Source organism: Stackebrandtia albiflava (assembly GCF_007994225.1).
GTDB lineage: Bacteria > Actinomycetota > Actinomycetes > Mycobacteriales > Micromonosporaceae > Stackebrandtia > Stackebrandtia albiflava.
Genome location: NZ_VLLL01000005.1, coordinates 357,584 through 377,000 on the forward strand (window position 1 = coordinate 357,584; position 19,417 = coordinate 377,000).

Here is a 19,417-nt window from a genome sequence, read left to right on the forward strand (position 1 = left end):
ATGACGTTACTCAATCGGCTCCCCGTCACCGGCGGGGACGTCCAGCCCCCGCGACAGCACGAACGCCGCCGCCGCCATCCGGGAGTGGACCTCCAGCTTCGCCAACACCTTCTGCACGTGGGACCGCACCGTGGCCGGTGTGATGCCCAGCCGCGCCGCCATCGCCCTGGTCGACATCCCCGCGACGATGCCCGCCAGGATGTCGCGCTCCCTCCCGGTCAACCGGTTCACCACCGCCTGCGCGTCCTCCGCCGTGTCGGGTGTCAACGACGCGCGCAGTAGCAGGGGATCCACGTACTGCTGCCCGGCGCGGATGCGGTCCACCGCGCGGACCAGCAGGTCCATTCCGGCGTTCCACCGTGCCACGCCGATCGCGCCCAGGGCCACCGCCTCCCGCAGCACCCGTCCGTCGGTGCGGTCGGTCAGCAACAGGAGCGGCGGGAGGGGGACCGGACGTGCGGCGGCGAGGCACGCGGCGTCCACCACGTCCATCACGTACAGGGTGTCCCGCCGTGGCCGGGCCGGCGGTTCGACGGTGACCGTGACGTCGTCGCCCCGGTCGCGCAGCACCGCGGCGAGGCGCGCCGCGAACACCTCGGCGGGATCGCACAGGACGACACGCATGCCACCACCCCCGGCATCACTGTGTTGTGGACGGTGCCATTCTCGCGATGTGCCAGCTCAGGCGCCACCTTCCAGTCGGATGTCCGACAGGGGGCGCCGGTCGGGCGGTGGTCACTCGCGGCCGAACACCTGTGTCCACACCAGACTGCCGTCGTCGTCGCGGGCGACTCCCATGCCGACCGCCTCGGCGTCGCAGTCGAGCAGGTTCGCCCGGTGCCCCGGCGAGTCCATCCAGCCCCGGATGACGTCGGCGGCCGTGGCGTAGCCCTTGGCGATGTTCTCGCTCATGGCGTGGTCGTAGCCCTCCTGCGAGGCCCGGTCGGTGAAGGTGCGCCCGTCCTGCGACGTGTGGTCGAAGTAGCCGTTCTCGGCCATGTCCCGGGAGTGCCCGACGGCCGCGTCCGTCAACTGTGGATTCTCCGTCACGGCGCCGCATCCGGCGGCCTCGCGTTCCAGGCTCGTCAACCGCACCGCCTCGTCCGCCAGTGAGGCGAGCGAACCGTCCTCCTCCGGCGGCGTCGACGTCCCGTCGACCGGATCGGACGACTCGGACGGTTCCGGTTCCGGGGACTCCGACTCGGCGGGCTGCGTCACCACGCCCGGCGCGGCCTCCGAAGTCGACTCGGTGGGAGGGCTCGGCGCCTCGGACGACTCCGACACCGTCTCGGTCGCCGGAGCCCGGCCGGGAAGCTCCGCCACCGCCAGGCCCGCGCCCGTCAGCACCGTCACCGGGAGCGCCACCAGTACCGCCCACCGCCACCGCGGAGTCCGCGCGCGATGGGAGCCGACCCGGCTCGGCCCGGGTCGGTCCGCTTCTCTCGATCGAGGACCATGCATGTCCTCGGGAGCATACCGATGTTCTCTTCATCACTCAACCTGCGACGGAAAACCGGTCGCACAGGGTAAAGTGGCCGATGAAGCCGCGATGAGGAGACGGGGGTCGCCGCCCGGAGTCAACTGCTCGTCTGGAAAGCTTGACGGCAGCAGTTGTGAGGCGCAGGATGAATGTGTCGCAGAGTCGGCACGACGACATCTGCCTCTCATATCGCCCGGGGCAACTGGCTCATCGAGGCGACACAATACAAATGACAGCATGTGACATGCGAAGCTGCGGGGCACGTCTCCAGCGTCGCCTCAGCTACGCGCTCGCAAGGAGAAACCATGGCGAAGGCCCTTTACGGCTACGTCGGGCACTCACCGGACCGCCGGATGCTCGACGAAGTCACCCGACTGCGTGCCAAGGTACAGAGCCTCGAGTTCGAGGTGACCAGGCTGCGTGCCGACAACGATCGGCTCGCCGCTGAGGTCGCCTCGGCGGAGGAGATGGCCCGGCTGTCCGAGCCGGCGCTGACCTAGCACCTCTCACGCACATACCGCGCGCCGGCCCCTTCGTCGGCGCGCATCGTCGTGTCTGGGCCGGTCACGCCTGTAACCGTGTGGGGCTGCGGTGGCCAACGGGTACGCTGCGTGGTGTTCGAGAACGTCCTGATCGTCCACGGGGAGCCCGCGTGTACTTGAAGAGCCTGACGTTGAAGGGTTTCAAGTCCTTCGCGTCCGCCACCACGCTCCGCTTCGAACCGGGTATCACGTGCGTGGTCGGTCCCAACGGCTCCGGCAAGTCCAACGTCGTCGACGCCATCGCCTGGGTCCTCGGCGAACAGGGCGCCAAGGCACTGCGCGGCGGCAAGATGGAGGACGTCATCTTCGCCGGCACCACCGGCCGGGCACCGCTGGGCCGCGCGGAGGTCACGCTCACCATCGACAACTCCGACGGCGCCCTGCCCATCGAGTACTCCGAGGTCTCGATCACCCGCCGGATGTTCCGCTCCGGCGAGGGCGAGTACGAGATCAACGGCGACCGGTGCCGGCTGCTGGACGTCCAGGAACTCCTCTCCGACTCCGGGATCGGCCGCGAGATGCACGTCCTGGTGGGCCAGGGCAAACTCGACTCCTACCTGCACGCCCGCCCCGAGGACCGCCGCGCCTTCATCGAGGAGGCCGCCGGGGTCCTCAAACACCGCAAACGCAAGGAGAAGGCCCTCCGCAAACTGGAGGCGATGGAGGCGAACCTCCACCGGGTCACCGACCTCACGGCCGAACTGCGCCGCCAGCTCAAACCGCTCGGCCGGCAGGCCGAACTGGCCCGCCGCGCCGCCGGAATCCAGGCGGACCTGCGCGACGCCAGGCTCCGGCTGCTCGCCGACGACCTCTTCCAGCTCCGCGGTACCCTCGCCCGGGAACTCGCCGACGAGAACTCCGCGCGCGCCCGTCGCGCCCGCATCGAGGAGACGCACGCCGAGACCACCGCGCAGCTCACCGCGCTGGAGTCCGAACTGGCCGCCGACGCGCCCGCACTGGCCCGCGCCCAGGAGACTTGGTACCGACTGTCGGCATTGCAGGAACGGCTGCGCTCCACCGGCCAGCTCGCCGCCGAACGGGTCCGGTACCTCAGTGAGGAGACCGGTGAGGAACGCGGCGGCCGTGACCCCGAGCAGCTGGAGGAGGAGGCCGTCCGGGTCCGCGAGCAGGAGGCCGAACTGCGGGAGGCGTTGGACGCCGACCAGGAGCGGCTGTCGGCGGCCGTCGAACAGCGCCAGGAGATCGAGCAGGCGCTGACGGACGCCGAACGGGAACTGGTCGCCGCCGTCAAGGCGGTCGCCGCGCGGCGCGAGGGGCTCGCCAAACTCACCGGCGAGGTGGGGGCGCTCCGCACCCGGGCGCAGGCGGGCGCCGACGAGATCGCGCGTGTCGCCACCTCGCTCACCCAGGCGAGGGAACGTGCCGAGACCGCCAAGGCGGAACTGGCGACCGCACGCGAGGACTCCGAGGTCGCCGAGGCGGGTGACGCCGACCTGGAGGAACGCGTCCAGTCCGCCAGGGAGTCGCTGGACGCCGCCACCGCGCGGGTGTCGGAGCTGGTCGCCGCCGAACGCGCCGCGCACGCCGACGCCACCCAGTGGAAGGCCCGCGAGGAGGCGTTGTCGCTCGGCCTGCGCCGCAAGGACGGGGCGGGCGCCCTGCTCGGCAAGGCCGACGAGGTCCCCGGCCTGCTGGGGAGCGTGGCGGCGCTGCTGACGGTGCAGATCGGGCACGAGGCGGCCATGGCGGCCGCCCTGGGACGCCTCGCCGACGCCGTGGTCGTCCGGGACGGCGACGGCGCGCAGGCGGCGCTGGAACTGCTCAAGACCGACGACGCCGGCCAGGCGAGCCTGCTGATCGCCGACACCACCGGTCCCGGTCCGCGGCCCGACGTCGCCCTGCCGGAGGGAGCCCGGTGGGCCGCCGACCTGGTGACCGCCCCGGGTGAACTGGCCGCCACGGTGGCGCGGGCGCTCACGGGCGTCGTCATCGTCGCCGACCTTCCGCAGGCCCGTGACCTGGCCGGACGGCACCCGGAACTGACCGCCGTCACCCGTGACGGTGACGTGTTCGGCGGCGGGTGGGCGGCCGGCGGCTCGAACGCCGCCCAGAGCTTCATCGAGGTGCAGGCCGCCGTCGACGAGGCCAGGGACCGTCGCGCCGAGTCCGAGGCCCGTGCCGAATCGGTGCAGGCGCAGCTCGACGGCGCACGCCAGGAGGAGGAGGCCCGGCGCGCCACGCTGAAGTCCGTCTCCGCGATGCGCAAGGACATAGAGGCCCGCCGCAACGCCGTCGCCCGGCGGCTCGCCCAGTTGGAGGCGCAGGCGGAGTCGGCCGAGGGCGAGGTCGCCCGGCTGGCCGCCGCGAAGGTGCGGGCCGAGGAGGCGCGCGACGCAGACCTCGCCGGCCTGGCCGAACTGGAGGAGCGGCTGCGGCTGGCCGAGGACGCCCCCGAGGACGACGAACCCTCCACCACCGAACGCGACCGGTTGTCGATCGGCCTGCAGCAGGCGCGCCAGAACGAGATGGAGACCCGGCTGTCGGTCCGTACCGCCGAGGAGCGGGTCGCGGCACTGTCGGGGCGCGCCGAGGCGCTCACCCGGCAGGCCGCCAACGAACGCCAGGCGCGGCAGCGGGCGGAGGTGCGCAAGGCGGCCCGGCAACGGGGCGCCGCCATCGCCGCGAAGGTCGCCGAAGGCGTCGAACTGGCCCTCGACCGGATCGCGCGTTCGCTGACCGCCGCCGCCTCGGAACGCGACGCCGCCCAACAGGCCAAGAACGCGCGGGAGGCGGCGCTCACCGACGTCCGGCAACGCGCCAGGGAGCAGGCGGCGGAGCTGGAACGGCTCACCAGCGCCGTCCACCGCGACGAGGTCGCCCGCGCCGAACAACGGCTGCGGATCGAACAGTTGGAGGGCCGCGCCGCCGAGGAGTTCGGCATCGACGTGGACACCCTCATCGCGGAGTACGGCCCCGACCAGCCGGTACCGCCGACCGCCGCCGACATCGCGAAGTCGGAGGAGGAGGGCCGCCCCGAACCACTGCCGGCGCCGTTCGAGCGCGCGGTGCAGGAGAAGCGCGCCGCACGCGGTGAACGGGAGCTGAAACTGCTCGGCAAGGTCAACCCGCTGGCGCTGGAGGAGTTCGCCGCGTTGGAGGAGCGGTACAAGTTCCTGGCCGAGCAGCTCGAAGACCTCAACCGCACGCGCAAGGACCTGCTCACCGTCGTCAAGGACGTGGACGACCGGATCCTGGCGGTGTTCACCGAGGCGTACCACGACACCGCCGCCGAGTTCGAGAAGGTGTTCTCCGTGGTCTTCCCCGGTGGGGAGGGCCGGCTCCTGCTCACCGAACCGGACAACATGCTCACCACCGGGATCGAGGTGGAGGCCCGGCCTCCGGGGAAGAAGGTCAAGCGGTTGTCCCTGCTGTCCGGCGGGGAGCGGTCGTTGACCGCCCTGGCGTTGCTGTGCGCGATCTTCCGGGCCCGGCCCAGCCCGTTCTACCTCATGGACGAGGTCGAGGCGGCGCTCGACGACGTGAACCTCGGCCGGTTGCTGACCCTGCTCCAGCAGTTGCGGGGCACGTCGCAGTTGTTGGTCATCACGCACCAGAAACGCACGATGGAGATCGCCGACGCCCTCTACGGCGTCACGATGCGCGGTGGCGTGACCCAGGTGATCAGCCAGAAGCTCGAACCCGTCGACGCCTGATCGCGGCCTCGCCGACCGGCGGCCCCCCTGCTTCGCAACGCCCCGCGGCGGGTGTTCCGGCGGGTGGCTCGACGGGGAGGTGCCAGTACAGTGGGGTGGCTCGACGCACCTACAGGAGGGTTTCGGAATGGAGAACTGGCAGCTCTGGCTGGTCATCGCCGCGGTGGTGCTGCTGGCCGCGGTCGCGGGAGTGCTGGTCGTGCGGTCCCGCCGCGCGGGTCGCGCGGTACCGCCGTCCCGGCAGCCGGAGGCGCCGGAGGCCCGGGAGGCGACCCCGATCGCGGAGGCGCCCACCCGGCCGGAGGCCGAGGCGCCCGCCCCGGTCGAGGCCGAAGCCGAGCCGGAGCCCACGCCCGCGATCGAGGTGCCGGAACCGACCGCGGGTCGCCTGGTGCGGTTGCGTGCCAAACTCTCCCGCTCCCAGAACGTGCTCGGGCGGGGCCTGTTGACCCTGCTGTCGCGCGACCACCTCGACGAGGACGCCTGGGAGGAGGTCGAGGAGCTCCTGATCTCGGCCGACGTCGGCCTGGAACCGACCGGCAGGATCGTCGAACGCCTCCGCGAGCGGACGAGGGTGCTGGGCACCCGCACGCCCGAGCAGTTGCGGGTCCTGTTGAGCGAGGAGCTGACCGAGGCGCTGTCGGTCGACGCGGAACGGTCCCTCAACGTGCGGCGCGACGGCGACCGCCCCTCCGTCGTGCTGGTCGTGGGCGTCAACGGTGCCGGTAAGACGACCACCTGCGGAAAGATCGCCCGGGTGCTCATCGCCGACGGCAACCGGGTCCTGCTGGGCGCGGCCGACACCTTCCGGGCCGCCGCCGCGGACCAGTTGGAGACCTGGGCGCAGCGGGTGGGTTCCGAGGTGGTGCGAGGACCCGAGGGCGCCGACCCGGCCAGCGTCGCCTTCGACTCGGTGAAGCGGGGTATCGAGGCGGGCGTCGACGCCGTCCTGGTGGACACCGCCGGACGCCTCCAGAACAAGGCCGGCCTGATGGACGAGCTCGGCAAGGTCAAGCGGGTCATCGAGAAGCACGGGCCGGTGGACGAGACCCTGCTGGTCTTGGACGCCACCACCGGTCAGAACGGTCTGGAGCAGGCCCGGGTGTTCACCGAGGTGTGCGACGTGACCGGGGTGGTGCTCACCAAACTGGACGGCACCGCCAAGGGCGGGATCGTGATCGCGGTTCAGCGCAGGTTGAACGTTCCGGTTAAGCTCATCGGACTGGGCGAGGGTCCCGACGACCTCGCGCCGTTCGACGTGACCCAGTTCGTCGACGCGCTGCTCGGTGACGGTGATGCGGCGTCTGGCGGTTCCAAGTCCAGGCAGCCGGTGGCTTAGGGCGCGGCCGGTAAGGCCGGGTCCGTGACGCGGGCACCCCTCGTGTCCGTCAAGTGAGCGTGGCGTTGAGTGGGATGCTCGGCAGGGTGGTACGGCGTGGGCACGCCGACGGTTGGCCACGCCCGGCCGTGGGTATCGAGGCGGCGTCAGACAGTTCACCAGCCGGACACACCCGACATGTTTCTAGACGCCTTGGCAGGTTCAAGTGGTGACGGATCAGGAGATCCCGCTGCACGGCGGGAACACCAGCACGGTCGTGCGGTTGGGCGACACGGTGCGCCGCAACACGGGTCCGTGGACTCCGGCGGTGCACGCCCTGCTGCGTCACCTCGACGCGGCGGGTTTCACGGGCGCGCCCAAGGCGCTGGGCGTCGACGAGCACGGCCGCGAGGTCCTGTCCTATCTGGAGGGTGAATGCGGCAAGTATCCGCTCGCCCCGCACTGGACGACCGACGAAGCGCTGAACACCGTGGCCACGATGCTGCGGATGTACCACGACTCGCAGTACGGATTCCGCACTCCGCCCGGCGCGGTGTGGCGCTCCTTCGGGCCGCCGCCGCCGGACACCGAGGTGGTGTGTCACCACGACGCGGCTCCCCACAACGTCATCTGGCGGCCGGACGGGACGCTCGCGCTCATCGACTTCGACCTGGCGTCACCGGGTGCCCGGATATACGACGTCGCCTACGCGGCCTGGACGTGGGTCCCGTTGTTCTCGGACCGGGACTCGTACACGCTCGGCTGGAAGCATCCCGACCGGCCTCGCAGGCTCAGGCTGTTCGCCGACGCCTACGGCCTGTCGCCGCGTGACCGGGCCAGGTTCATCCGGGTCATCCGCAAACGGATCGTCGACCACGTGGAGGGCATTCGGCGCATGGCGGGGCAGGGCGATCCCGCGTTCGTGCGCATCGTCCGCAAGGGACACCTGCGGCGGCCGTTGCGGGACCTGAAGATGCTCGACCACGAGCGGTACATCCTGGACCACGCGCTGCGGTAGGGTTCCGCGTCCGGTTCGGGCGCGGCCGTGGGCGCGTGGTGCGCGTGTCTTCCGATTCTGTACGCCTGCCCGGGCGGCACCGCCTGTATCCCGGAACGTTCCGCCATTGACTGAACGGCATTGCGACATGTAACTATGTCAATACGTGTGGCGAGGTCACCCCCGCCGCCGCCCGGGACCCGTCCCACCGGCCGGGTCCGCCGTTCATCCCCGAAGGAGCGAGCCGATGAGATCGAGATGCCGTGCCCTGGCCTTGATCGTCGCCACGGCCATGCTGTCGATGCTGCCCGGCATGGTCGACAGCCCGCCGGCGAACGCCGACCCCGGCGTGTTTGCCACCGAACCCGTCACCTGGAGGGTGACGACCTCACCCGTGCAGGTCACCGAACTACTCGACGCCGGTTTCGACGTCGCCGAATACCGCGACGGCGACGCCTTCGTGCTCGGGGACGCCGCCGTCGCGGAACGGTTGCGCGACCGCGGACTGCGACCCCGGTTCCACGACACCGTGTACAAGGAGGTGGCCGACGTGACCACCGCCGAGGACACCTTCTACGGCGGGTACCGCACCGCCGCCGCGCACCTGGCGCACCTCGACACCGTCGCCGCCGCGCACCCCGACCTGGCCACCGTGTACGACATCGGAGACTCCTGGCGCAAGACCGTCGGTCAGGGCGGCCACGACATAAAGGCGATCTGCATCACCGCCCGCCAGCCGGGCGACTGCCAACTGTCGCCGAGCTCCGCCAAGCCGCGCTTCTCGATCATCTCGCAGATCCACGCCCGTGAGATCGCCACCGGCGAGCTGACCTACCGGTGGATCGACCACCTCGTGAACGGATACGGCACCGACACCGAGATCACCGAACTCCTCGACACCACCGAGGTGTGGGTGGTACCGATCGCCAACCCCGACGGCGTCGACCTGGTCGCCGCCGGAGGCGACCGGCCGGTCCTCCACCGCAAGAACGCCAACACCAGCCACGGTTCCTGCTCCGGAACCGGAAGGGGCGTCGACCTCAACCGCAACCACACCTTCAAGTGGGGCGGTGCCTCCAGCAGTCCGTGCGCCGAGACCTACCAGGGACCCCGTGGCGCCTCCGAGCCCGAGGTCGTCGCCCTGGAGCAGTTCTTCGCCAAGATCCACCCCGACCAGCGCGGCCCGGCCGACACCGACCCCGCCCCCGCGGACACCCGGGACACGATGATCTCGTTGCACGCCTACGGCAACTACGTCATCCACCCGTGGGGTTGGACCGCCAACCAGATGGCGCCCAACGCCGCCGCCCTGCGGGCACTGGGCACCGACATGGCGCAGTACAACGGTTATCGCGTCGGTACGGCTCCCCAGACCGTCGGCTACACCGCGACGGGATCCACCGACGACTTCGTGTACGGCGCGTTCGGCGTCGCGGGCTACACCTTCGAGGTCGGTTCGTCGTGGGGCACCTGCGGGGGCTTCCTCCCCGCCTACTCGTGTGTGGACGGCACCTTCTGGCCCGCCAACCGGGACGCCTTCATGACCGCCGCGCAGGCCGCCGACTCGCCGTACTCCGACGGCGATCCCGGTCAGCCGGGCGACTGCGTGGGGGCCGCCACGACCTCGGTCCCGTTGGCCGACCGGGCGACGACCGAGTCGCCGGTCACGGTCGCCTGCGAACGCTCCGCGACCTCCGCCGCAGCGGTCACCGTGGACATCACCCACACCTACCGTGGTGACCTCCGCATCGACCTGGTGGCACCGGACGGATCGGTGTACCCGTTGAAGTCCTCCAGCGCGTGGGACGGCGCCGACGACGTCCGGGCCACCTATCCGGTGGACCTGTCGGCCGAAGCCGCCGGCGGCACCTGGACGTTGCGGGTCGCCGACGTGTACTCCGGCGACACCGGCACCCTGAACTCCTGGTCCGTGACGCTGTGACCCCGCGCCCCGGGCCGTGCGCGGCCCGGGGCGCGCCGGTCAGTGCGCCAGCGCCGAACGCACCCCCAGCGCGACCAGCAGGAGCCCACCGGCACGACGCACCCCACCGGTGAAACCGCGCAACCGGCGGGAACGCCCGGCCGACCTCACCGCCACCGCCCACAGCGTCAACCAGGGCGTCAACAGCAGGACGTGCAGGCCCGCCAGGAGGAACGCCGCCGCGGCGGCCGACTCGCCCGGTGCCAGGAACTGCACCGGCAGGGTCAGGTACACCATCGCCGCCTTCGGGTTGGCGACATTGCCGAACAGTGCCTGGAGGAACACGTTGCGGCGGGCGGGTGCGGTCGTGGCGGCCGGTCTCGGCGGGCGCGTGACCACGAGCCACAGTCCCAGGCCCACGAGGTAGACGGCGCCGACGACCCGCACCACCGCGAGTGCGGTCGCCGACGCCGCCACCAGCGCGGACAGCCCCAGGGCGGCGAGCCCGGCGTGGACGAACAGGCCGGTCGCGGTCCCGAGCATCACCGCCAGGACCTCTCGCCGTCCGGCGGTGGCGGCGTACTGGGCGACGAGTACGGCGCTGGTGCCGGGTGCGAGGACTATGGGGACCAGCGCGAGCGTCAGGCCCGCCACCAGGTGCCAGGACATGTGGACTCCCATCGGAGGTCTGCGCCGGAGTGTCGTCCGTGCGCGCGGGACCGGTCAGCCGACCTCGACGAACCGGACGTGGCTGGTGATCCGGGAGTCGGCGTGCCTGATGTGGAACGTCACGGCGGGGGGAGCCTCCCGGTCGATCGGCCCGCCGGCGTGGAAGTCGAGGTGGACGGTGGAGGTGACGCCGGGGGCGACCAGTACCGGCAGTCGGCCCAGCACGGTGAACGCGGGGGTGTGGGCGTGGCCGCAGAGCACCGCCGCCACCTGCGGATGCCGGTTGAGGACGGTGACGAGCGCGTCGCCGTTCCGTAGCCGCATCCCGTCGACGAAGCCGACTCCGAGCGGGACCGGCGGATGGTGGAAGCACACGTACGCGGGTGTCGTGGGCGCCGCCGAGAGCGTGGCGTCGAGCCACGCCAGCGTGGTCTCGTCGAGTTCACCGTCGTCCTCACCGGGGATGACGGAGTCGCACAGCAGGAAACGCACCCCGCCCGCCTCGTGCACCCGGTTGACGGGCGCGTCGCCCTCGTCCAGGCCGAGTAGTCCCCGCCGGTACGGGCCGCGCACGTCGTGGTTGCCGGGGCAGTGGAGTACGGGGGCGGGCATGTCGGCGAAGAGGCCGGCGGCCTGTGCGTACTCGGCGGCGAGTCCGTGTTCGGCGATGTCTCCGGTGACCAGTACCGCGTCCGAGCGCGGTGCCGCCCTGTTCAGATAGTCGACGACGGCTTCGGCGCGACGGAGGCTGCGCGGGTCGTGGATGTGCAGGTCGCTGATGTGCGCGGTCACGTGCATCGGTTCACCTAACGGTTAATGAGTGCGTTCGCGTGAGAACCTAGCAGGTGTCGACGTGCCCTAACGGCAGAGGGTCGATCAATCGTTAGGATGAGGGGATGACGGAGGACCTACTGGCGATGGCGCTCGCCGGCACCGTGCACGGCGACGGAGCCGGCGGGGTGACCGACGACCTCGTGGACCTCGCCGGTCTCGACCGGTGGCTGGCGCGGTGGTGCCCCGGACTGACGGCGGACGCGACGGCGCTGCACCGGGTGCGCAGGTCCCGCCGCGCGGTACGCCTGCTGCTGTCCGAGGCCACGGGTGCCCCCGCCACCCGGGTGGACGACGACGGCAGCCCCGTCGACTCGGCCTGGGCGCGGCAGGTGCTCAACGCCGACGCCGCGCGGGTCGCCCGCATCCACCGACTGGAGGTCGACGGCGACCGGCTGGTGCTGCGGGACGACTGGACCGCCGGCTCCGCGCTCGACAGGTTCGCCGCGGGACTCGCGGCCTCGGCGATGGGGCTGCTCACCGGTCCGGAACGTGACCGGATCCGGGCGTGTGCGGCACCTCGTTGTGTCCGGTACTTCCTGGCGTCGCACGGTCGGCAGGCGTTCTGCAAACCGGCGTGCAGCAATCGGGCGCGCGCGGCCCGGCACTACCGGCGTCACCGGTCCCCGTCACCAGATCGGCCTTAGCCTCCCGGCGGGGGCGACCCGGCCCAGCGAGTCCAGCAGAGTGCCGACGGCCTCGGCGCCGAGCGTCTGCCGCCATTGACCGACCAGCTCGGCGGCGGCCTGGTCGGCGGCACGTGTCGCGGCGACGCCCCGGGCGGTGAGTGTCACGATCTTCGCCCGCCCGTCCCTGGGATCGGGTTCCCGCCTGACGTAACCCTTGCGACTCAGCTCGTCGACCAACTGGCTGGCGGCCTGTTTCGTGACGCCCATGTGCGCCGCCAACTCGCTGATCCCCGCGTCTCCGGCGGCGATCCGGGCGAAGACGAACCCGTGCGCTGGGCGCAGGTCGTCGAATCCGGCGGCCCGGGTGCGCGCGTCGATGCCGTCCACCAGTCCACGTGCGGCCGCCAGCACCACCACGGCCAGCGCCAGGTTCTCGGTCTCCATATCGGCATTGTCCCATTGGTCAAGCTGCTTGACTTTTTGATACGGTCAAGTGGCTTGACCAATTCTCCTGAAGGGATCACACCATGCCGATAATCCCCGCCGACGCCGCACGGGTACACCACGCACACGGCGGTACCTGGACCTCCTACGTCTCACCCGGCCTGGGGAGCGACGACCTGTGCGCGTGGCGGATCACGCTCCCGGCCGGCGCCACCGGCGTCCCCCACCGGGTCAACCACGAGGAGGTGCTGCTGGTCCTCACCGGTGAACTCCGCTACGAGGAGGGCGGCGACGCCTCCACCGCCCGGCCCGGCGACGTCATCCGCATCCCCGCGGACACCCCCGTGAACCTGGCGAACCCCGGCGACACGCCCGCCACCGCCTGGGTCACCACCCGCAGCGGACTCGTCGGCACCTTCCCCGACGGCAGCCGGGTCACTCCGGAGTGGACCCGCTGAGACCGGTGGCCGCGCCCGGGTCCGGGCGCGGCCACCCGAGTCCGACCTCCGTTCACCGTTCCGTAACGGGAATAGACACCGACGTAACCCGTCGCGCCCACGGCCGAAACACCCCGGGTGCAGGCTGAGTCCACGGTGGGCGACGCCGCCTCACCGTACGAACCCCGGACGGTATGAGAACGAAGGAGGCGGCATGCCCATAGACTCCGGCAACACCGCGTGGGTCCTGGCGTCGGCGGCCATGGTCCTGCTCATGACCCCCGGCCTGGCACTGTTCTACGGTGGACTGACCCGGGCCAAGAGCGTCGTCAACATGATGATGAAGAGCTTGGCCGCGCTGGGAATCGTCAGCGTGTCCTGGGTGCTGGTCGGCTACAGTCTCGCCTTCACCGAGGGGAACCCGGTCGTCGGCGGACTGTCCGAGTTCGGACTGCGCGGTGTCGTCCACACCGTCAGCGACGCCGGGCTTCCCGACATCGCCTTCGCCGGTTTCCAACTCATGTTCGCCGTCATCACCGTGGCCCTGATCAGCGGCGCGGTCGCCGACCGGATGAGATTCCAGGCGTGGCTGGTCTTCACGGCCGTCTGGTCCGTCGTCGTGTACTTCCCCGTCGCGCACTGGGTGTGGGGTGGCGGCTTCATCGGTGCCGAAGGGCTGGGAGCGCTCGACTTCGCGGGCGGGACCGCCGTCCACGTCAACGCCGGAGCCGCCGCACTCGCCCTGGCGGTGGTGATCGGCAGGCGGATCGGCTGGCCCGGTGGCCAGACCTTCACACCCCACAACCTCCCGCTCGTCATGCTCGGCACCGGCCTGCTGTGGTTCGGCTGGTTCGGGTTCAACGCCGGTTCCCAACTGGCCGCCGACGGCGTCGCCGGGTTGGCCGTGCTGAACACGCAGGTCGCCACCGGGGCCGCCATCCTCGGCTGGCTGCTGGTGGAACGCCTGCGCGGCAACCGGCCGTCCGTCCTGGGAGCCTGTTCGGGCGCAGTCGCCGGCCTGGTGGCCGTCACCCCCGCGTGCGCCTACGTCGAACCCCTGGGCGCGGTGGCCCTCGGCCTGGTCGCCGGAGCGGTGTGCCCGCTCGCGGTCGCCCTGAAACACCGCCTCGGATACGACGACTCGCTCGACGTGGTCGGAATCCACCTCGTCGCAGGGGCACTCGGTTCGGTGCTCATCGGCCTGTTCGCCACTCCGGACCTCGCCGGACGCGCCGGACTGTTCTACGGCGGGGGCCTCGGCCTGCTCGGGGTGCAGGCGGCGGCCGTGGCGTTGGTCGGCGGGTTCTCGTTCGGCGTGGCGCTGGTGATCGGCCTGGCACTCCGGTACACCGTCGGGATCCGGGTGTCGCCCGAGGTCGAGCTGGCGGGAATCGACTCCGGCGAGCACGCGGAGTCCGCCTACGACCTGCCGCTCAACGGAACCGGGACGGACGTCGCCGGACGCGCCCGAGGTCCCGCGCTAGTCGACTGAGTCGACCCCGGCGGGGCGCCCACGACGCGGTGGGCGCCCCGTCTGCGTGTCCGGGGTGTGTGTCGGCTCACAACGAGACGCGGCGTCTTGTGTTCTCCGGATCCGCCGCTATGATGAGACGAGACGTTTCGTCTCGTATGAATCGAAGGAGCACACCTGACCACCACACCGCGAACCGCGACCACCGTCACCCCGGACCCGAGGAGGACCATGCGCACTCGATCGACACTCGCCGACACCCAGCTCGCCCTGGCCGAGGTCACCAGGCGCTACGGCGACCGACTCGTCCTCGACCGGGTGACCCTCGCCGTCACACCGGGGGAGAGGGTCGGCGTCATCGGCGACAACGGTTCGGGCAAGTCCACCCTGCTGCGCCTGATGGCGGGGATCGACACACCCGACAACGGCACCGTCACCGTCGCCGCCCCCGGGGGAGTGGGACACCTCGCGCAGACACTCGGCCTACCCGGCCACGCCACCGTGCGAGACGCCGTCGACCTGGCACTGGCCGACCTGCGCGCCCTGGAACGCCGGATGACCGACGCCGGACTGCGGCTGCGCCACGACGACTCGCCCGAGGCACTCGCGCACTACGCCGCGCTGGTCGCCGAGTTCGAGGCCCGCGACGGCTACCGTGCCGACCTCGAGGTGGACATCGCGCTGGCCGGTCTGGGACGGGAACCGTTCGCCCCCGACCGGCGACTGGACACACTCTCCGGCGGCGAACGCGCCCGGCTCGCCCTCGCCGCGACCCTGGCCGCCTCCCCCGAACTGCTGCTGCTCGACGAACCGACGAACGACCTCGACGACGCCGCCGTCGCGTGGCTGGAGAACCGGCTGCGCGACCACCGGGGCACCCTGGTGGCCGTCAGCCACGACCGCGCCTTCCTCGACGCGGTCACGACGGCGGTGCTGGAGGTCGACTCCGACCGGCGCACCGTGCGGCGCTTCGGCACCGGTTACGCCGGATACCTGCGGGCGAAGGAGGCGGAACGCCAGGCACGACTGCGCGAACACGCCCGATGGCGGGACGAGGTCTCCCGGCACACCGCGCTGCTGGACGCCAACGCCGGACGGCTCGCCGGAATCCCCCGCAAGGCGCCCGCCGCGTTCAGCGGAGCCGGCGCCTTTCGGGCCAGATCCCGCGCGCACGGCGCCATGGGCAGGATCCGCAACGCCGCCGAACGGCTGGAACGCCTCCACCGGGACCCGGTCCCGCCGCCGCCGGAACCGCTGCGGTTCACCGGGCGGGTCGCCGCCTCCGCGCCGGACGGCGCCGAGGTGGTGAGGGTGTCCGGCCTGCGGGTCGCCGGGCGGCTGTGGCTCGACGGGCTCGTCGTGAAGGCGGGTGAACGTCTCCTGGTCACCGGCGACAACGGCGCGGGCAAGTCCACCCTGATGGCGGTGCTGGCCGGGGAACTCGCCCCCGACTCCGGGACCGTGACGGTGACCGGCCGTACCGGGCTGCTCCGGCAGGACGACCCGGTCGTGGCGACCCACGCCACCCTGCTGGAGGCGTTCGCCGCCGGACGTCCCGGCCCCGCCGACGCACACACCGACACACTGCGGGGGCTCGGGCTGTTCCGGGAGCGGGAACTGACACGACGGGTGTGCGACCTGTCCGTCGGGCAGCGTCGCCGGCTCGAACTCGCCCGGCTGGTAAGTCGTCCCGCCGACCTGTTGCTGCTCGACGAACCGACCAACCACCTGTCACCGGTCCTGGTCGAACAACTCGAAGCCGCACTGGCCGACTTCACGGGCGCGGTGATCGTCGTGACCCACGACCGCCGGATGCGCCGGGGCCACCACGGCCCCCGGCTCCACCTGACGCCGACCGGCTGAGGGCGCGGGCGTCCGTCCGGGGGACCTTGATCCCCGCGAACGGGCGCCCGCCGGAACGTGCCGGTACCGCAGCGCAGTCGCCGAAGCCGAAGCCGGGTCGTTAAGCTCGTAGTGTCTGTGCTCCCGTCCGTGCTACCCACGGCGACGAGGCAAGCCGACGTGACCAGGTTTCCGCTGTACACAAGGATTATTCGTGTTTGACTCGTTGTCCGAGCGCCTCTCCGGCATCTTCGACTCGCTGCGCGGCAAGGGCCGTCTCAGCGACGCCGACATCGACGCCACCGCCCGGCAGATCCGGATGGCCCTGCTGGAAGCCGACGTCGCCTTGCCGGTGGTCAAGGCGTTCATCCACCGCGTCAAGGAACGCTGCCGCGGCGTCGAGGTCTCCAAGGCGCTCAACCCCGCCCAGCAGGTCGTCAAGATCGTCAACGAGGAACTCGTCGCCATCCTGGGCGGTGAGACGCGCCGGCTCGAATTCGCCAAGCAGCCGCCGACCGTGATCATGCTCGCCGGTCTGCAGGGCGCCGGTAAGACCACCCTCGCCGGGAAGCTCGCCAAATGGCTGCGCGACCAGAACCACCAGCCGCTGCTGGTCGCCGCCGACCTGCAACGCCCCAACGCGGTGCAGCAGCTCCAGGTCCTCGGCGAACGCGCCGGAGTCGAGGTCTACGCGCCCGAACCGGGCAGCGGAGTGGGCGACCCGGTGCAGGTCGCCCGGGAGTCCCTCGCGCACGCCACCCGCCACGCACGCGACATCGTGATCATCGACACCGCCGGTCGACTCGGCATCGACGAGGAGATGATGGCGCAGGCCCGCGCCATCCGCGACGCCACCGAACCCGACGAGACCCTGTTCGTCATCGACGCCATGATCGGTCAGGACGCCGTCGCGACCGCCGAGGCGTTCCGCGACGGAGTCGGGATCACCGGTGTCGTCCTGTCCAAGCTCGACGGCGACGCCCGCGGTGGTGCGGCCCTGTCGGTCCGGGAGGTCACCGGGCAGCCGATCATGTTCGCCAGCGTCGGCGAGAAACTGGAGGACTTCGACGTCTTCCACCCCGAACGCATGGCCTCCCGCATCCTCGGGATGGGCGACGTCCTCACCCTGATCGAACAGGCCGAGCAGGCGTTCGAGGACGACCAGAAGGAGAGGATGACCAAGAAGCTGCTCGGCGGCGACGGCTTCACCCTCGACGACTTCCTCGAACAGCTCATCGCGATACGCAAGATGGGGCCGATCGCGAACCTGATGGGCATGATGCCCGGCATGAACCAGATGAAGGACCAGATCGCCGAGATCGACGACAAGCATCTGGACAAGGTCACCGCCGTCATCCGCTCCATGACCCCGGACGAACGGAACGACCCCAAGATCATCAAGGGGTCCCGGCGCACCCGCATCGCCAACGGATCCGGCACCACCGTCAACGACGTCAACCAGATCCTGACCCGGTTCACCGAGGCGCAGAAGATGATGAAGCAGATGGGCGGCATGATGGGCCTGCCCGGTGGCCGCCGCAAGGCCACCAAGTCGCCGAACATCAAGCGCAAGAACAAGAAGGGCAAGGTCGTCACCCGCAAGGCCCGCGGCGGCGGCGGTGGACTGCCGGGCCTGCCCGGCGGCCTGGGCGGCCAGCTCCCCGGCCAGGCACCCGGCCAACCACCCGCAGGGTTCGACCCCTCCGCGTTGCAAGGCGGCGGCGCCTTCGACGTGCCCGACCTCGACTTCGGCCAGCTCGCCGGGAAGAAGCCGAAGAAACCCAAGAAGCGGAAGAAGTGACCGGCGCGGTGGGGTGTGGAGCCCCACCGCACCCCGGCCGCCGGTGACACCGTCGCGCGGCGGTGACTCGGCCGCTCTCCGGCCGGTGGCACGCCCCACCCCGACCAGGGGGCGGACCGGCCCACGGCACGAAGCATGACAAAACGGGCCTAACCGTGTCAATCGGTTATTCAGCGGGCGTTCAGCCTCCGCCGCCGGGTCGCGTGACTCCCGCCTCGGGGGCGTGCGGGTGCCCGCCGGACACGCCTTAGGCTGACCGCGTGAACCCGGCGCAGGCATTGCACGTCAGGGCCGTCTGGCTGCCCGACGACACCACCCGAGACATCTACATCCACGGCGACCGCCTGACCTTCACACCGATACCCGGCGCACAGACCGTCGCCACCGGCGGCTACGCGCTGCCCGGCCTGGTGGACGCCCACTGCCACATAGGCATCAAGCCCGGATCGATCCCCATCGAAGACCTCGACGAGGCCCGGGAGTTCGCCCGCATCGACCGGGACGCCGGAGTACTCGCCATCCGCGACGCCGGATCCCCGTACCCGTACCCGGAACTCGACGACGAACCCGACCTGCCGCGCCTGGTGAGGGCCGGCAGGCACCTCGCGCCGCCGCGGCGCTACCTGCGCGGCATCGCCGTCGAGTGCACCCCCGAGGAGCTGCCCGCCCGGGCCGCCGAACAGGCGGCACTCGGCAACGGCTGGGTCAAACTCGTGGCCGACTGGATCGACCGCGGCGAGGGCGACCTCGGACCCACCTACGACGCCGACGTGCTCGCCGCCGCGGTCCAGGCCGCCCACGCCGCCGGCGCCCGGGTCGCCGTACACACCTTCTCGGAGACCGCGGTGGCCGCCGTCGTCCGCGCCGGCGTGGACTCCGTCGAACACGGCACCGGCCTGTCCCGCGACCTCATCGACGAGATGGCGCGGCGCGGCACCGCCCTGGTGCCCACGATGATCAACATCGCCACCTTCGACGACATCGCCGCGCACGCCGATCCCAAGTTCCCGGTGTACGCCGCGCACATGCGCCGGTTGAAGCGGGAGTTCCCCGAGGTGGTCCGTGCCGCCCACGACGCCGGAGTCCCGATCTTCGTCGGCACCGACGCCGGCGGCGGCATCGACCACGGTCTCGCCGCCGAGGAGATGCTGCTGCTCCACGAACAGGCCGGGATGTCCGCCCACGAGGTGCTGGCGGCCGCGAGCTGGCGCGCCCGGGAGTGGCTCGGCTTCGGGGACCGGCTCGGTGACCTGGTGGTGTTCGACCGAGACCCCAGGCTGGACCTCCGCGCCGTACGTACGCCGTCCCGCATCGTCCTGCGCGGTGCGGTGATCCGGTGAACTCCGTCGGAAAGGGGACCA

The 19,417-nt window shown here is 71.3% G+C and carries 16 protein-coding genes; 11 read left to right on the forward strand and 5 right to left on the reverse strand.

All coding sequences use genetic code 11. The features are described 5' to 3' along the window. Nucleotides 1-6: 6 nt before the first annotated feature. Both LX16_RS02525 and LX16_RS02530 read right to left on the reverse strand, forming a co-directional pair. Nucleotides 7-624: a response regulator transcription factor gene (locus LX16_RS02525; protein WP_147132495.1), complete on the reverse strand. Its 618-nt coding sequence runs from the start codon at nucleotides 622-624 to the stop codon at nucleotides 7-9. Nucleotides 625-735: 111 nt separating this feature from the next. After that, entirely contained in the window at nucleotides 736-1,353 is a 618-nt protein-coding gene (locus tag LX16_RS02530) for a CAP domain-containing protein (protein ID WP_147132499.1), read from the reverse strand. A 432-nt stretch (nucleotides 1,354-1,785) separates the two neighbouring features. Here LX16_RS02530 and LX16_RS02535 point away from each other — a divergent pair, with 432 nt between their 5' ends. The 5 genes from LX16_RS02535 to LX16_RS02555 all read left to right on the forward strand — a co-directional run bounded on the left by LX16_RS02535 (nucleotide 1,786) and on the right by LX16_RS02555 (nucleotide 9,953). Next, nucleotides 1,786-1,980, forward strand: a complete 195-nt coding sequence (locus LX16_RS02535; RefSeq protein ID WP_147132501.1) for a hypothetical protein — start codon at nucleotides 1,786-1,788, stop codon at nucleotides 1,978-1,980. Nucleotides 1,981-2,132: 152 nt separating this feature from the next. Further along, nucleotides 2,133-5,696, forward strand: a complete 3,564-nt coding sequence (gene smc, locus LX16_RS02540; protein WP_147132504.1) for a chromosome segregation protein SMC — start codon at nucleotides 2,133-2,135, stop codon at nucleotides 5,694-5,696. Nucleotides 5,697-5,823: 127 nt separating this feature from the next. After that, the gene (gene ftsY / locus LX16_RS02545) at nucleotides 5,824-7,035 is read left to right on the forward strand and encodes a signal recognition particle-docking protein FtsY (RefSeq protein ID WP_147132507.1); all 1,212 of its coding nucleotides are present in this window, start codon (nucleotides 5,824-5,826) and stop codon (nucleotides 7,033-7,035) included. A gap of 208 nt (nucleotides 7,036-7,243) precedes the next feature. Beyond that, a complete protein-coding gene (locus LX16_RS02550; RefSeq protein ID WP_147132510.1) occupies nucleotides 7,244-8,032 on the forward strand; it encodes an aminoglycoside phosphotransferase family protein in 789 nt (262 codons plus the stop codon). 226 nt (nucleotides 8,033-8,258) lie between these two features. Next, a complete protein-coding gene (locus tag LX16_RS02555; protein ID WP_158645457.1) occupies nucleotides 8,259-9,953 on the forward strand; it encodes a M14 family zinc carboxypeptidase in 1,695 nt (564 codons plus the stop codon). A 39-nt stretch (nucleotides 9,954-9,992) separates the two neighbouring features. On the opposite strand, the gene LX16_RS02560 is transcribed toward LX16_RS02555, so the two are convergent. Together LX16_RS02560 and LX16_RS02565 are read right to left on the reverse strand one after the other, a co-directional pair. Continuing rightward, nucleotides 9,993-10,601: a LysE family translocator gene (locus tag LX16_RS02560; RefSeq protein WP_147132513.1), complete on the reverse strand. Its 609-nt coding sequence runs from the start codon at nucleotides 10,599-10,601 to the stop codon at nucleotides 9,993-9,995. Nucleotides 10,602-10,655: 54 nt separating this feature from the next. Further along, the gene (locus LX16_RS02565) at nucleotides 10,656-11,399 is read right to left on the reverse strand and encodes a metallophosphoesterase (RefSeq protein ID WP_147132516.1); all 744 of its coding nucleotides are present in this window, start codon (nucleotides 11,397-11,399) and stop codon (nucleotides 10,656-10,658) included. A gap of 98 nt (nucleotides 11,400-11,497) precedes the next feature. Between LX16_RS02565 and LX16_RS02570 the strand changes: the two genes are divergently transcribed. Beyond that, nucleotides 11,498-12,079 (forward strand): CGNR zinc finger domain-containing protein, encoded by a 582-nt coding sequence (locus LX16_RS02570; protein ID WP_147132519.1) that lies wholly within the window; start codon nucleotides 11,498-11,500, stop codon nucleotides 12,077-12,079. Here LX16_RS02570 and LX16_RS02575 read toward each other — a convergent pair. Beyond that, the gene (locus LX16_RS02575; protein ID WP_147132522.1) at nucleotides 12,062-12,505 is read right to left on the reverse strand and encodes a MarR family winged helix-turn-helix transcriptional regulator; all 444 of its coding nucleotides are present in this window, start codon (nucleotides 12,503-12,505) and stop codon (nucleotides 12,062-12,064) included. The genes LX16_RS02570 and LX16_RS02575 overlap by 18 nt on opposite strands. 83 nt (nucleotides 12,506-12,588) lie before the next feature. Here LX16_RS02575 and LX16_RS02580 point away from each other — a divergent pair, with 83 nt between their 5' ends. The 5 genes from LX16_RS02580 (at nucleotide 12,589) to LX16_RS02600 (ending at nucleotide 19,396) form a co-directional block, all read left to right on the forward strand. Beyond that, nucleotides 12,589-12,963, forward strand: coding sequence for a cupin domain-containing protein (locus LX16_RS02580; protein ID WP_147132525.1), 375 nt, complete (start codon nucleotides 12,589-12,591; stop codon nucleotides 12,961-12,963). A 193-nt stretch (nucleotides 12,964-13,156) separates the two neighbouring features. Further along, the gene (locus LX16_RS02585; RefSeq protein WP_147132528.1) at nucleotides 13,157-14,434 is read left to right on the forward strand and encodes an ammonium transporter; all 1,278 of its coding nucleotides are present in this window, start codon (nucleotides 13,157-13,159) and stop codon (nucleotides 14,432-14,434) included. 210 nt (nucleotides 14,435-14,644) lie between these two features. After that, the gene (abc-f, locus tag LX16_RS02590; RefSeq protein WP_147132531.1) at nucleotides 14,645-16,276 is read left to right on the forward strand and encodes a ribosomal protection-like ABC-F family protein; all 1,632 of its coding nucleotides are present in this window, start codon (nucleotides 14,645-14,647) and stop codon (nucleotides 16,274-16,276) included. Between the two features lie 193 nt (nucleotides 16,277-16,469). Then, a complete protein-coding gene (gene ffh, locus LX16_RS02595; protein ID WP_147132535.1) occupies nucleotides 16,470-18,056 on the forward strand; it encodes a signal recognition particle protein in 1,587 nt (528 codons plus the stop codon). Between the two features lie 260 nt (nucleotides 18,057-18,316). After that, nucleotides 18,317-19,396, forward strand: coding sequence for an amidohydrolase family protein (locus LX16_RS02600; protein WP_147132538.1), 1,080 nt, complete (start codon nucleotides 18,317-18,319; stop codon nucleotides 19,394-19,396). The last annotated feature ends 21 nt before the right edge of the window (nucleotides 19,397-19,417 follow it).

Excerpts from the sequence above, each read along its gene's own strand:
- LX16_RS02535 (WP_147132501.1), top strand. The coding sequence starts at position 1,786 with ATGGCGAAGGCCCTTTACGGCTACGTCGGGCACTCACCGGACCGCCGG.
- LX16_RS02585 (WP_147132528.1), top strand. The coding sequence starts at position 13,157 with ATGCCCATAGACTCCGGCAACACCGCGTGGGTCCTGGCGTCGGCGGCC.
- LX16_RS02560 (WP_147132513.1), bottom strand. The coding sequence starts at position 10,601 with ATGTCCTGGCACCTGGTGGCGGGCCTGACGCTCGCGCTGGTCCCCATA.
- LX16_RS02580 (WP_147132525.1), top strand. The coding sequence starts at position 12,589 with ATGCCGATAATCCCCGCCGACGCCGCACGGGTACACCACGCACACGGC.
- LX16_RS02575 (WP_147132522.1), bottom strand. The coding sequence starts at position 12,505 with ATGGAGACCGAGAACCTGGCGCTGGCCGTGGTGGTGCTGGCGGCCGCA.
- abc-f (WP_147132531.1), top strand. The coding sequence starts at position 14,645 with ATGCGCACTCGATCGACACTCGCCGACACCCAGCTCGCCCTGGCCGAG.
- LX16_RS02555 (WP_158645457.1), top strand. The coding sequence starts at position 8,259 with ATGAGATCGAGATGCCGTGCCCTGGCCTTGATCGTCGCCACGGCCATG.
- ftsY (WP_147132507.1), top strand. The coding sequence starts at position 5,824 with ATGGAGAACTGGCAGCTCTGGCTGGTCATCGCCGCGGTGGTGCTGCTG.
- LX16_RS02525 (WP_147132495.1), bottom strand. The coding sequence starts at position 624 with ATGCGTGTCGTCCTGTGCGATCCCGCCGAGGTGTTCGCGGCGCGCCTC.
- LX16_RS02565 (WP_147132516.1), bottom strand. The coding sequence starts at position 11,399 with ATGCACGTGACCGCGCACATCAGCGACCTGCACATCCACGACCCGCGC.
- LX16_RS02570 (WP_147132519.1), top strand. The coding sequence starts at position 11,498 with ATGACGGAGGACCTACTGGCGATGGCGCTCGCCGGCACCGTGCACGGC.